Here is a 12997-nt window from a genome sequence, read left to right on the forward strand (position 1 = left end):
ACATGAACGTCACCCTGAATATCATCGGCGCCGGCCATGTGGGCCGTGTGCTGGGCCGTTTGTTCGCCGGCGTGGAGGGTGTCGCCGTGCAGGACGTGCTGACGCGCTCGATGGCGTCGGCGCAATCGGCCGTCGATTTCATGGGCGCAGGCACTCCCGTCGCCAGCTATGCGGCTTTGCGGCGCGCCGACGTCACCATGCTGGCCGTGGCGGATGACCAGATCGGCCCCGCCTGCGCGGCGCTGGTGGCCGAAGGACGCCAGGCGGGCGCCATTGTGTTCCACTGCAGCGGCGCGCTGGCGTCGAACGCGCTGCTGGCCGCCACGCAGGCCGGTGCCTTTGTCGCCAGCGCCCACCCGATCCGCAGCTTTGCCGACCCGCAGCAGGTGGCCGCCACCTTTGACGGCACGTTTTGCGGCGTCGAAGGCGATCCGCTGGCGCTGGCCTTCCTCACGCCGGCATTGAACGCCATCGGCGCGCGTCCCGTGCCCATCGACCCGGCCGCCAAGACCCTGTATCACGCCGCTGCCGTCTTCGCCAGCAATTACCTGGTGACGGTGCTCGACGCCGCCTTGCGCGCTTACCAGGCGGCCGGCATTCCCGAGCCGGTGGCGCGCGAACTGGCGCAGCCTCTGGTGACGGAAGCGGTGGCGAACGTGTTCCGCCTGGGCGCCGCGCCCGCGCTGTCCGGCCCCATCGCGCGGGGCGACTCGGCCACCGTGCAACGCCAGCAGCTGGCCGTGCAAAGCTGGGATGCCGCCACGGGCGAGTTGTACCGTGCGCTGGTGGCGCCCACGCAAGATCTGGCCAGGCGCAAGCGCGGGGGATGACTCAGGCGGCGTGCACGCCGTTGCGGCCGTGCTGCTTGGCCTGATACAGCGCGCTGTCGGCGCGCGAAAAGAAGGCCGATTCGCTTTCCTCTGGCCGGTACTCGGCCACGCCCAGGCTGATCGTCACGGGTACCTGCGGTTCGGGCAAGCCGAAATCGTGGCCTTCGATGGCGGCGCGCAGGTTTTCCGCCACTTCCGCCGCTTTGGCCAGGTTGCAGTTATTCAGCAATACCAGGTATTCCTCGCCGCCCCAGCGCGTGATGACGTCGCTTTCGCGCACGGTGGCACGCGCCACGTCGGCCACGCCACGGATGACCTTGTCGCCCCACAGGTGGCCGTGCGTATCGTTGACGCGCTTGAAGAAATCGATGTCGAACAGGATGGCGGACATCGGTTGCTCGTTGCGCCTGGACAGGAACATGGCGCGCTGGAACAGCAATTCCAGCGATTGGCGATTCAATAGCCCGGTCAGCGCATCCGTCGAGGCGATGCGCTCGATGCGGCGCTGGTAGCGGTTCACCGTCAGCAAGGTCAGCACCAGTACCAGCAGGGTGACGCCAAAGCTTATGGCCAGGTTGAGGATGAAGACGCGCTGCAGCGACTGGACTTCGTCGCTGACGTTCTGCTCGACCACCAGGTACCAGCCCAGTTCGGGAATGAAACGCGAGTTGACGAGGATTTGCGCGCGGCCAAGCTGGTACGACAGATGCGTCGGTTCGCTCTGGTGGTTGATGATCTGGTCGGCAATGGCGTTCACGCCGGGCAGGCTGCGGATGTTGCCGTGCCCGTTGCGCATGGTCTTGCCCGCCAACACCAGGGTGCCGGCGCCATCGACAAAATAGATGTTGCGGTGAAAGCGTGCCTGGTAGCGGTCGATGATGTGGCTCATGGTGTCCAGAGTCAGGCCGATGCCGGTGGCGCCGATGAACTGGCCGTCGTAGTCGAGTACGCGGTGGTTGATGAAGATGGTCATGCTGTCGCGGTTGGCCATGTCCACGTCGACATTCGTTTCATAGTCGCTGTTTTCCATGGCGCGCACGCGGTAGTACCAGATGTCGCGCGTCGCCTGCGGGCTGACGGATTTCAGGGTGCCTTCCGCGTAATAATATTTGCTGCTCTTGTCCGAGACGAGAAAGCTGGTGATGGCGCCGTATTTCTTCTTGACTTCGGCCAGGTAGCGCACGATCTGTTCCGGCTTGTTTTCGCCGGCGAGTATCCAGTCGCGCACGAAGGTGTCGTGCGCCATCAGCGAGGAAATGAAGACGGGGCGCAGCATGTCCTTCTGGATTTCGGAATAGATATTGTCGCCCGTCAGCGGCAAGGTCTGGTCGGCGATGCCATGTTCGATGGTCTGGCGCGACGCCAGGTAGCTGGCCAGGCTGGTGGCCATGAAGCCCGCGCCCAGGATCAGGGTCAGGAGGATGAGCAGGCGGTACTTGATCGACAGAAGACGCATGGAGACGAGGAGTGGCCGGCGGGAAGGCAATCGTGACGCAAGCCAAAAGTATGCAGCAGGGCGGGTATTGGCGCAATGATAACTGGATTTATTGACAATTTACCTTGCTGAGCGCGACAAGATAACCACGACTTACCAAATAAAAGTGCCGATTTGTCGACAAAGATGCAAATTAGCAATAAGATTTGACGAGGGGAATCATTGCGCACCGCCCCTGTCTTGCCGTCCGTTTCAGGCGCGGGACATTACGCGCAGGGAGTGTTGTATGTTATTTTTAAAGAGTACGTCTGTCAGCAAGGCCCCCGGCATCTACGAGGTCGACATCGCCGCCAAGCCGCCTGGCAAGACCTTCGGCATTTTTCTCGCCACCGATCCCGACCATCCACCATCGGCTTTGCTGGGGCAATTGAAGGCGCTCGGCTTCGAGAACACCTATAGTTCGCCCTACCTGCACAAGGATGCGGGCAAGGTGCTGGACCTGCATTTCCAGAAGGATGGCACGGATATCTTCAAGGGCTGGAAAACCGAGGAGTGCACGCACAACCTGGCGGCCATCACGGCCCTGTTCGAGGAACACGGCATCACTATCGCCCCACGGGTGATGTCGATGGCGGAAGCCTACGCCTAAACGCCTATCAAAACCTACTGCGCGTCGGTATAGGCGGCCTGCGATGCTCACTGCCTCGGCGGCCCCGTGCATTAGCACAGCTCCGCTTCTCAGCCACCTCTTCCTTCCGCTCGCTACGGTTTTGTTTGGCGTTTTAAGTAGCGTCAACCGGCCTCCACGCCGATGTGATACAGCGCCCACGGGCAGCTGGTGTAGCGTTCGGCCAGGGGCAGCGCCGCCACGGCCGCGATGCGGTCCGCATCGTGGATCGCCCATAGCGGTCCCAGGCCGCCCAGCGCCATCGCCTGCCCGTCCAGGTGGGTGGCGACAATAAAACGCTGTGCGCGCGCCTGTGCCATGGTCAGCGCCGCCGCATAGCCATCCACGGCGCGCAGCAGCAGCCGCACGGCATCTTCCTCAGGCGCGCCCGCCGCCTTCAATACATCGACCAGCAGCGGCCCGCGCAGGGCATGCGCCTTGCCATCGTATTCCAGGGTAGGGTGGATGGTGCGTGCCGGCAAGTTCGCCAGCGCCGCGAAGTCGAAGGCGCGCGCCCGTTCGAAACTGATCTTTTGCTTGTGCATCATCTGGTCGCGCACGGCGTCGAACGGGCCCCGGTTCGGCTTGTCGATGCTGCCCGTGATGGTCAGCAGGGCCGGACCGCGCAGGCCGGCGGGTGCAGCCCTGCTTATGGCGGGCAGGGCGCTGGCAGCCATGGCGGCGGCGAGAAACTGGCGTTTGTGCATGCACTTCTCCTCTTGACTGAAAATCGCTAATGTTCTTAAGTCTATCTTAAGTTCGCTTAACAGTGCGCATTTTACGGTTATTGTCAGTTTGGAATGTTGGCTTACATCTTGTCACAGTTCTTACGGAATGGAGAAAGACGTAGCTTTTTTCGGCTGTTATTGTGTAGTCATCGCACTTCGCTGAACTGCGAATCCAGGCAAGTCAACTAATTGAGAGAGAGAACATGATGAAGAAGAAAATCCTGTTTGCAATGATCGCTTCCGTTACCGCACTGACCGGCATGAGCGCCGCACACGCCGAAGGCGCCTATGTGGGTGCCGGCGTCACGGGCAACCGTTATAACTTCGATATTCCTGGCGCCACCAGCGCCGATAATCACAGCGGCTACAAGGCCGGCGCCAAGATCTTCGCCGGTTACGATTTCGATAAAACCTGGGCGGTCGAGGGCGGCTACGCCGATTTCGGCAGCAAGGATTACAGCTATGTCACTGGCGCCGGCAACGGTTCCGTGAAAAGCGATTCGCACGGCTACTATCTGGCCGGCAAGGCCACCATGCCCGTGACCGACAAGGTCGGTGTATTCGGCAAGCTCGGCGTGGCCAAGGTCAAGAACAGCTTGAGCGGCACCGGCCTGTCGACCGGCATCAGCGGCAACGACAAGACGGGCGTGTACGCTTCCCTCGGTGCACAGTATGCGATCAACGAGAAAGTCTCGCTGACGGCGGAAGTGGAACACTTCGGCAAGAGCGCCGACCAGGGCCGCAAGGCCACCGGCCTCGCTTTGGGCGCACGCTACAACTTCTAAAAACCTACTGCGCGGCACGCTTTGCGGCCTCCGATGCTCACTGTGCTATAGCACAGCTCCGCTTCTCAGCCACAATTCGTTGCCGCTCGCTACGGTTTTAAAAACTGGAAATTTGCTGAAAAAAAAGGCAGTTACCGCGAGGTAACTGCCTTTTTGCATGGCCGGACCGAAATTACGTGGTCAACGGCTTGTAGCGGATACGTTTTGGTTTCGCGCCTTCTTCGCCCAGGCGTTTCTTCTTGTCGGCTTCGTACTCTTGATAGTTGCCGTCAAAGAAGGTGACCTGCGAGTTGCCTTCGAATGCCAGGATGTGCGTGGCGATACGGTCGAGGAACCAGCGATCATGGGAAATGACCATGACGCTGCCGGCAAATTCCAGCAAGGCGTCTTCCAGTGCGCGCAAGGTTTCCACGTCCAGATCGTTCGATGGTTCATCGAGCAGCAGGACGTTGCCGCCCATCAGCAGGGTTTTCGCCAGGTGCAGACGGCCACGCTCACCGCCGGACAGGTTGCCGACCATTTTTTGCTGGTCCGAACCCTTGAAGTTGAAGCGGCCCAGATAGGCGCGCGACGGCATTTCAAAGCGGCCCACAGTCAGCATGTCGGCGCCGCCGGACACATCTTCAAAGACGGACTTGTTGTCGGCCAGCGAATCGCGGTTCTGGTCGACGATGGACACGCGTGCCGTCTGGCCGATGGCCACTTCGCCGCTGTCCGGCTGTTCCTTGCCGGTGATCATCTTGAACAGGGTCGATTTACCGGCGCCGTTGGGGCCGATGATGCCGACGATGGCGCCTGGCGGCACGGTAAAACTCAGGTTATCGATCAGCAAACGGTCGCCGAACGCTTTCGACACGTTCTTGAACTCGATGACGTCATTGCCCAGGCGTTCGGCCACGGGAATGAAGATTTCCTGCGTTTCATTGCGTTTCTGGTATTCGTGCTCGGACAACTCGTTGAAGCGGGCCAGGCGGGCTTTTGATTTGGCCTGACGCGCTTTCGGGTTCTGGCGCGACCATTCCAATTCCTTCTGCAGCGCCTTCTGGCGCGCCGATTCCGTCGATTCTTCCTGCTTCAGGCGGGCTTGCTTCTGCTCCAGCCAGGTCGAGTAGTTCCCCTTCCATGGAATGCCGCTGCCACGGTCCAGTTCCAGGATCCACTCTGCCGCGTTGTCGAGGAAGTAGCGGTCATGGGTGATGGCCACCACGGTGCCGGGGAAGCGCAGCAGGAATTGTTCCAGCCAGTCGACCGATTCCGCATCCAGATGGTTGGTCGGTTCGTCGAGCAGCAGCATGTCGGGTTTCGACAGCAGCAGCTTGCACAGTGCCACGCGGCGCTTTTCACCGCCGGACAGCACGCCGACCTTGGCGTCCCATGGCGGCAGGCGCAGCGCGTCGGCGGCCATTTCCAGCTGCAGATTCAAATTGCCGCCGTCGGAAGTCGAGATGATCGCTTCCAGGCGTGCCTGTTCCGTGGCCAGGGCGTCGAAATCGGCGTCTTCCTCGGCATACGCGGCGTATACGGCTTCCAGCTTGGCTTGCGCCTCAAATACTTCGCCCAGGCCCGACTCGACTTCCTGGCGCACGGTCTTTTCCGGGTCCAGCTGCGGTTCCTGCGGCAGGTAGCCGATGTTCAGGCCCGGCATCGGCACGGCTTCGCCCTGGATGTCGGTGTCGATGCCTGCCATGATTTTCAGCAGGGTCGATTTGCCGGAGCCGTTCAGGCCCAGTACGCCGATCTTCGCGCCTGGGAAGAAGGAGAGGGAAATATCTTTCAGAATCTGGCGTTTGGGCGGGACGATTTTGCCCACGCGATTCATGGTGTAGACGTAATTTGCCATTAGAAATCTCGGGTGATATACAAAGACGGACAGGATACGGTAAACGCCCGCTTCCGGCCAGCGCTGCGCGCTGCGGAAACGGGCTCCAGGGCAAGACTAGGCGGTGGCGCGCGCCTTGCGGGCCGTCCACAGGCCCTCGGCCGCATACAGGGCCAGCGCCGTCCAGATGACGAGGAAGCCCAGCATGCGCTCGGGCGTGAACGATTCGTGGAAGACCCACACGCCGATCAGCAGCTGCCCCGTGGGGGCGATGTATTGCAGCAGCCCCAGCACGGCCAGCGGCAGGCGGCGCGCACCGGCGGCAAACAGCAGCAGGGGAATGGCCGTGATGGGGCCGGACGCCAGCAGCAGCGCGCGCGTGGCGGTGGAGTCTGTATTGACGAAGCCGCTCTGGCCATGCCAGCCCAGCCACAGCATATAGGCCAGCGCCAGAGGGAACAGAATCAATGTCTCGAATGACAAGCCTTCCAGCGCGCCCAGCGCGGCCGTCTTGCGCAGCAAGCCATAGCCGCCGAAGGTGGCCGCCAGCAGCAGGGCGATCCACGGCACTTGCCCCGCCTGCCAAGTGAGCCAGGCCACGCCGCAGGCTGCCAGGCCGATGGCCAGCCACTGCAGGCGGCGCAGGCGCTCGTGCAGCAGCAAAAAGCCCAGCATGACATTGATCAGGGGCGTAATGAAGTAGCCGAGGCTGGCGTCGACCACGTGGCCGTTGTTGACGGCCCAGATATAGATGAACCAGTTGGCGGACAGCAAGAACGCACTGGCCACGAAGCTGGCCACCACCCTGGGCTGCGCTTTCAGGCTGCCCAGCCAGCTCCACTGCCGGCGCACGGTCAGCACGACGCCCAGGAACAACAGCGACCAGACCATGCGGTGCGCCAGGATTTCCTGTGGCGCGATCTCGCCGATGGCGTGAAAGTACAGGGGGAACAGGCCCCAGCAGAGGAAGGCGAGGGAGGCGTAGAGCATGCCTGGATTCATGATGGGCTTCGCTGGAGAGTAGACAGTCTGTCATTATGGCTGAAAACATCGGGGGCTGCCCGGCGCCGCTGGCGAGGCGTAGAATGGCAACAAATTAATGCCGCAAGCCCGCGCAGCAAGGCGGAGCGGCACAAAACCACGACTTTGGGGCAGCTGCGGAACCATGCAAAAATACTCTTGCTATTTGCTAATACCTATCATATTGTGCGATGCAACAAAACAAAAACGGGTGCAACCTTGACGTCGGAACATAAAAAAAGCGGCCTTGCCGGCATGACGCTGGCGGCCGTGGGCATCGTTTACGGCGATATCGGCACCAGTCCGCTGTACACCCTGAAGACCGTCTTTGACCCGGCCCACGGCCTGCTGCTCTCGCACGAGAACCTGCTGGGCATCGTCTCGCTGATTTTCTGGGGCCTGACCCTGATCGTCTCGCTCAAGTACGTAACCCTGGTGTTGCGTGCCGACAACCGCGGCGAGGGCGGCATCATGGCCCTGATGGCGCTGGTACTGTCGTCCGTCAGCCGCCTGTCGCGCTGGCATTTCCCGCTGATGGTGATCGGCGTCTTCGGCGCCACCCTGTTCTATGGCGACAGCGTGATCACGCCGGCCATTTCCGTGCTGTCGGCGATCGAAGGCCTGGAAGTGGCCACGCCCGCCTTCAGTCCGTATGTGGTGCCGCTGACGATGGTGGTGCTGGTGGCGCTGTACTCGGTGCAGTCGCACGGCACGGCCGGCATCGGCCGCTATTTTGCCCCCATCATGGTGCTGTGGTTTGCCGCGCTCGCGGGCATGGGCGTGGTCAACATCATCAAGTCGCCGGCCATCCTGGCCGCACTCAATCCCCTGCACGCCGCCACTTTCCTGATGAATAACGGCTTTGTCGCCTTCGTTGCCCTGGGCGCCGTGGTGCTGGCGCTGACGGGTGCCGAGGCGCTGTACGCCGACATGGGCCATTTCGGCAAGAAGCCGATCCGCCTGGCCTGGTTCCTGATCGCCTTTCCCGCGCTGGCGCTGAACTACCTGGGCCAGGGCGGCTTGCTGCTGGCGCATCCGGAAGCCGTCTCGAATCCGTTTTACCAGCAGCTGGGCGCGTGGAGCGTGTATCCGCTGGTGATCCTGTCGACCATGGCCACCGTGATCGCCTCGCAGGCGACCATTTCCGGCACTTTCTCGATGACCAAGCAAGCGATCGCGCTGGGCTTCTTGCCGCGCATGCGCGTGCGCCACACGTCGGAAAGCGAAATCGGGCAGATCTACATCCCCGCCGTGAACTGGCTGCAACTGGCCGTGGTGCTGCTGGCCGTCATCGGCTTCGGTTCCTCGGAAAACCTGGCCGCCGCCTACGGCATCGCCGTGACGGCCACCATGCTGTCGACCACCATCCTGACCTTCTTCGTCATCCGCTACCGCTGGAAGATGAACCTGGCCCTGTGCTGGGCCGCCACGGGCTTTTTCCTGATCATCGACGTCAACCTGGTGTCGGCCACAGCGCTGAAACTGTTCCACGGCGGCTGGTTCCCGCTGCTGCTGGGCTCGATTTTGTTCATCGTCATGCTGACCTGGAAGCGGGGCCGCCAGCTGGTATTCCAGAACCTGGAAAAGCATGCGATCCCGCTCGACGATTTCCTTTCGTCGCTGTTCATCGCGCCGCCGCTGCGCGTGCCCGGCACGGCCATCTTCCTGCGCGGCGAAACGGATGGCGTGCCGCATGCGCTGCTGCATAACTTGCTGCACAACAAAGTGTTGCATGAGCGGGTGATCTTCCTGACCGTCTTCATGCATGAAGAGCCGTGGGTGGCGCCTTCCGAGCGCGTGCGCGTGGTGGACCTGGGCCACCAGTGCTACCAGGTGAATGTGCATTACGGCTTCAAGGATGAACCGGACATTCCGGCCGCGCTGGCGCAGTGCGCCGAGCAGGGACTGGATTTCGAGATGATGGAAACGTCGTTCTTCATCGCGCGCCAGACCATCATTTCGACGCCGGGGGCCGGCATGATGCCATGGCGCGAGCACCTGTTCGTCACCATGTCGCGCAATGCGCGCACGGCGGCCGACTACTATCAGATCCCGAGCAACCGGGTGATCGAACTGGGCACACAGGTGGAAATATAGATATTGTGTCAACGTTGCATCGAGACACAGTTACTGCCTTGCTTACGTCTGCTTACAAATGGGCTACGCGAGTCCTGTTAAACTCCAGCCCGTACCGGTCCGCACCGTACGGGCTTAGCCACACACCAATATTTAAAGGGAAACCATGAAATCGGTATTTCAAATGATCGCCACCCTCGCTTGCGCCGTGGCCCTGACCGCTTGCGGCGCTGCTGCCAACACCGAGAAGCCGGTCGTGCTTGACCCGAATACGCAAGTGAAAGAGCTCGCCTTTCCTGACTTGGTGAAAGGCAGCGGCACGGCCGCCGCGGCGGGCGATACCTTGACGGTGGTCTACACGGGCTGGCTGTACGACGCGAGCAAGCCGGACGGCAAAGGCGTGCAATTCGACACGACAGCCCCTCCCAAAAGTTTTACGTTTGTCCTGGGCATCGGCCAAATGATTCTGGGCTGGGACCGTGGCCTGGTCGGCATGCAGGTGGGTGGCACGCGCCGCCTGCTCATTCCGTATGACCTCGGCTATGGCGTTAACGGCACCAGCGACAGGGTTACGAAAGCGGTGGTGATCCCGCCTTACGCCGGCCTGGTGTTCGACATCACGCTGCTAAAAGTGGAGAAAAAGTAAGCACGCGCAAGGTGCACGAACAAAGGGCGACTCCATGGAGTCGCCCTTTTTGTTTTTGCGGCCAATTCAAACTGGCGCCAGTTCCTGGAAGTAGTAGGTGGCGCCGCCCAGATTGGCTGGCGCGTCATATTGCAGCACTTGCGTGCGGCGCAGCGCCACCGGTGCGCTGAAGGCGGGGCCGTCGTAGACGAAGGTGTGGAATTCGCCGTTTTCGCCGCAGGCGTCGACGCCGGGCGGCAGGTCGGCGAGGAAGGCGGCGTCGAACTCGCGCCCGCAAAATGCGCGCGGCAAGTGCTGGCCATTGATGCACACGACGATGGCTTTGAAGCCGGCGGCAAGGAACTCATCGACCAGCGCGCGGCGGTCCTCGCCCCACAGGGGCAGGTGGGCCGTCAGGCCGGCGCTGGCGCAGACTTTTTCTTCCCAGTCGCGGTGCGGCTGCAAGTCGATGTCGCCGAAGATGGCGTGGGCGATGCCTTCGTCTTTCGCCGCGCGCAGCATGGCGATGAATTGCTCTTCGTAGCTGGCCCAGCTGGCGTGATAGCGCTGCAGGCGCGCGCCCAGGCTGGCTGCCTGCGCCTCGAGCAGTTCGGGCGGCACGCCGTGCGAGCGTGACTTGCGGCCGTCTTCATCCATGGCCGTGATCAACAGCGGCACGCTCGTGCCGGCGTTGCGCGCGCGCCACAGGGCCAGGCAGGAATCCTTGCCGCCGCTCCAGGAAATGAGGGCCGTCGTCATGCCGCCGCTCCCGGCGGTACCGCGCGCAGCATGTCGACGTGCTGTATGCCGTCTTCATCGTAGGGCGCGCTGACGGTGACAAAGCCGAAGGACTGGTAGAAGCGCTCCAGATATTGCTGGGCGCCGATGCGGATGGCGTGGCCAGGGTGCTGGCGTTCCGCGCGTGCGATGCCTTCCGCCAGCAGATGCTTGCCGGCGCCCGTGGTGCGCGCCTCGGGCGCCGTCAGCACGCGGCCCAGCGACATTTCCACATACTTGGCGCCGGGCGCCAGCACCCTCAGGTACGCGGCCAGCCGGCGCTGGCCAGCGGCCGTTTGCCAGCCCAGCAAATGCATGGCTTGCTGGTCATGGCCATCGAGGTCCGGGTAAATGCATTGCTGTTCGATGACGAACACGCGCTGGCGCAAGGCTAGCACCTGGTACAAATCGTGGGGGCCGAGTTCGTCGAACGTGTTCCATTGCCAGCTGATCATGGGGCATCCTTGATTGAAAGTGGCGTGATTTTAGCGGTTTCAGGGCTCTGGCGTTGACCAACGGGCGCAAATGCGCTTCGGCGTCGGCCTTGGCGGACCAGTTGCCGCTGACGTATATGAAAAATAGTGGTTTTGCCGCTGCGACTGAATTGCAAGTCTTTCCACACAATCTACAGCACGCCGAAATCATGCCGTACTCGGACGGAAATTGTAATTATGGTAATATTTGTATGGCGGTTTGCTGTCGTTTGTGATTGTGGCATCCACCTGAATGAACTTTATAACGTGCTGCAAACCATACGAGGAAGCCATGAAAAAAAATCTGCTATGCGCCGCCCTATTTGTCGCCGGAATCTCTTCTGTCCATGCCGAGCAGACGACCTGGAATTTTGCCTATCAAGGCTTTGTCGATGCGACTACCGGCGTGTTCGATCCCGAGATGAAGTACACGGGCAGTTTCACCGGGGAGGACCGTAATCTGGATGGCATTGTTATGCTTGATGAACTCAGCTATTTCGAATCCCAGGGCCATGACTATGTGCCTGAAAAAATCATTCCTGGCAGCGGGGGATGCGGCAGTTCCACTCTGCAATGTAAAGTATATAGATTCAGTTATGCACTGACGGGGGCGCTGTACTATTCAGTCGCCACATTCGGCACTGACGAACTTCGCGTCCACTGGTGGAGTAGCAGCGGCGCTACCCGCAGTTCTTTCAGCGGCGGAGGTGGAAATTTGCACACTGGTGGCGACAGTTGGTTCTATCAATATGAATGGTCCGACCGGACGACCTTTACCATCTCTCCAGCACCAGTCCCTGAGCCAACGGTCGCATTGATGCTGCCTGCGGGCTTGGCGCTCATGTACTTGACACGGGTACGCCGTCGTAATATTTCCGCCTGATCCCGCCTTGCGGGTCTTATATTGACGCACCGGCATTGGCGCGCTCTCTATCTTGCGCGGCATATGATGCAGGGCACGGTGAGCGCCAATGCCGAACTTCCCCAGGCGATCGGTCTGGCCGTGCCGCACCTTGCGGCTCGCGCGTTTGCTCGATGTGGACGAGCCATGCAGTCGTGCATTCCACAGCAGTGCACATGCTTTTTAAGACACATCCATTTCCGAGGAATTGCCGTGTTAAATCCCCGGTAACGTAACGTTGCCGGGGCGGATGAAGGACGTTGCCGTCCGATTACACGATTGTCAGGGTGACGTCGATGTTGCCGCGCGTGGCGTTCGAGTAGGGGCACACGATGTGGGCGGCGGCGACCAGCGCTTCGGCGGCGGCGCGTTCCATGCCTGGCAGCGAAATTTTCAGTTCCACTTCGATGCCGAAGCCCGTTTCGATGGCGCCGATACCGACGTTGCCTTCGATGGACAAATCCGCCGGCAGGGCGATCTTGTCGCGGCCGCCGACGAATTTCATGGCGCCGATGAAGCAGGCCGAGTAGCCGGCAGCGAACAGTTGTTCCGGATTGGTGCCGACGGCGCCATTGCCGCCCAGTTCTTTTGGCGTGGTCAGCTTGACGTCCAGCACATTGTCGGACGACACGGCACGGCCTTCGCGGCCTCCGGTGGCGGTGGCTTGAGCGCGGTACAGGACTTGTTTGATCGACATGATGGTTTTCCTCGGTGAGTTAAATAGTTAACGACTAAATAGTGTGCTACTTGTTTCGTGGGCTACTGCCCCAGGATGCCCGTCTGAAGAAGCGATTTGCGGCGTCCATGTGCTCAATATATATCGTGCGCTATTTAATTGCAAGCTATTTTATTTAGGAAGGG

The 12997-nt window shown here is 61.2% G+C and carries 13 protein-coding genes; 6 read left to right on the plus strand and 7 right to left on the minus strand.

What is annotated here, in order from left to right:
• The first annotated feature begins 2 nt into the window (after window positions 1–2).
• The gene (locus CSQ91_RS23050) at window positions 3–830 is read left to right on the plus strand and encodes a Rossmann-like and DUF2520 domain-containing protein (RefSeq protein ID WP_099389742.1); all 828 of its coding nucleotides are present in this window, start codon (window positions 3–5) and stop codon (window positions 828–830) included.
• Between the two features lies 1 nt (window position 831).
• Here CSQ91_RS23050 and CSQ91_RS23055 read toward each other — a convergent pair whose 3' ends face one another.
• A complete protein-coding gene (locus tag CSQ91_RS23055) occupies window positions 832–2286 on the minus strand; it encodes a sensor domain-containing diguanylate cyclase (protein WP_099389743.1) in 1455 nt (484 codons plus the stop codon).
• 265 nt (window positions 2287–2551) lie between these two features.
• Here CSQ91_RS23055 and CSQ91_RS23060 point away from each other — a divergent pair, with 265 nt between their 5' ends.
• Window positions 2552–2914, plus strand: a complete 363-nt coding sequence (locus CSQ91_RS23060; protein ID WP_070258385.1) for a hypothetical protein — start codon at window positions 2552–2554, stop codon at window positions 2912–2914.
• 143 nt (window positions 2915–3057) lie between these two features.
• On the opposite strand, the gene CSQ91_RS23065 is transcribed toward CSQ91_RS23060, so the two are convergent.
• Window positions 3058–3639 carry a molybdopterin-dependent oxidoreductase gene (locus CSQ91_RS23065; RefSeq protein ID WP_034783760.1) on the minus strand — a complete coding sequence of 194 codons (582 nt, stop codon included), beginning with the start codon at window positions 3637–3639 and terminating at the stop codon, window positions 3058–3060.
• A gap of 224 nt (window positions 3640–3863) precedes the next feature.
• On the opposite strand from CSQ91_RS23065, the gene CSQ91_RS23070 reads away from it, so the two are divergent.
• The gene (locus CSQ91_RS23070) at window positions 3864–4445 is read left to right on the plus strand and encodes a porin family protein (protein ID WP_034783757.1); all 582 of its coding nucleotides are present in this window, start codon (window positions 3864–3866) and stop codon (window positions 4443–4445) included.
• Window positions 4446–4617: 172 nt separating this feature from the next.
• On the opposite strand, the gene ettA is transcribed toward CSQ91_RS23070, so the two are convergent.
• Both ettA and rarD read right to left on the minus strand, forming a co-directional pair.
• Complete coding sequence (gene ettA, locus CSQ91_RS23075) at window positions 4618–6285, minus strand: energy-dependent translational throttle protein EttA (protein WP_034783756.1); 1668 nt, start codon at window positions 6283–6285, stop codon at window positions 4618–4620.
• Between the two features lie 96 nt (window positions 6286–6381).
• Window positions 6382–7266 (minus strand): EamA family transporter RarD, encoded by an 885-nt coding sequence (gene rarD / locus CSQ91_RS23080; protein WP_034783754.1) that lies wholly within the window; start codon window positions 7264–7266, stop codon window positions 6382–6384.
• 237 nt (window positions 7267–7503) lie between these two features.
• Here rarD and CSQ91_RS23085 point away from each other — a divergent pair, with 237 nt between their 5' ends.
• Window positions 7504–9381 (plus strand): potassium transporter Kup, encoded by a 1878-nt coding sequence (locus tag CSQ91_RS23085; RefSeq protein ID WP_070258389.1) that lies wholly within the window; start codon window positions 7504–7506, stop codon window positions 9379–9381.
• 145 nt (window positions 9382–9526) lie between these two features.
• Window positions 9527–10006, plus strand: a complete 480-nt coding sequence (locus CSQ91_RS23090) for an FKBP-type peptidyl-prolyl cis-trans isomerase (protein ID WP_099389744.1) — start codon at window positions 9527–9529, stop codon at window positions 10004–10006.
• A gap of 66 nt (window positions 10007–10072) precedes the next feature.
• Here CSQ91_RS23090 and CSQ91_RS23095 read toward each other — a convergent pair whose 3' ends face one another.
• Window positions 10073–10744 carry a diphthine--ammonia ligase gene (locus CSQ91_RS23095; RefSeq protein ID WP_099389745.1) on the minus strand — a complete coding sequence of 224 codons (672 nt, stop codon included), beginning with the start codon at window positions 10742–10744 and terminating at the stop codon, window positions 10073–10075.
• The gene (locus CSQ91_RS23100; RefSeq protein WP_099389746.1) at window positions 10741–11217 is read right to left on the minus strand and encodes a GNAT family N-acetyltransferase; all 477 of its coding nucleotides are present in this window, start codon (window positions 11215–11217) and stop codon (window positions 10741–10743) included. Before CSQ91_RS23100 ends, CSQ91_RS23095 begins: the two co-directional genes overlap by 4 nt.
• Before the next feature lie 310 nt (window positions 11218–11527).
• Here CSQ91_RS23100 and CSQ91_RS28775 point away from each other — a divergent pair, with 310 nt between their 5' ends.
• Window positions 11528–12118 carry a PEP-CTERM sorting domain-containing protein gene (locus tag CSQ91_RS28775; RefSeq protein ID WP_180278493.1) on the plus strand — a complete coding sequence of 197 codons (591 nt, stop codon included), beginning with the start codon at window positions 11528–11530 and terminating at the stop codon, window positions 12116–12118.
• Window positions 12119–12407: 289 nt separating this feature from the next.
• Here the strand turns inward: CSQ91_RS28775 and CSQ91_RS23110 are convergent, their stop codons facing one another.
• Entirely contained in the window at window positions 12408–12833 is a 426-nt protein-coding gene (locus tag CSQ91_RS23110; RefSeq protein ID WP_034783746.1) for an organic hydroperoxide resistance protein, read from the minus strand.
• Window positions 12834–12997: the final 164 nt, after the last annotated feature.

Source organism: Janthinobacterium sp. BJB301, assembly GCF_002735685.1.
GTDB lineage: Bacteria > Pseudomonadota > Gammaproteobacteria > Burkholderiales > Burkholderiaceae_D > Janthinobacterium > Janthinobacterium lividum.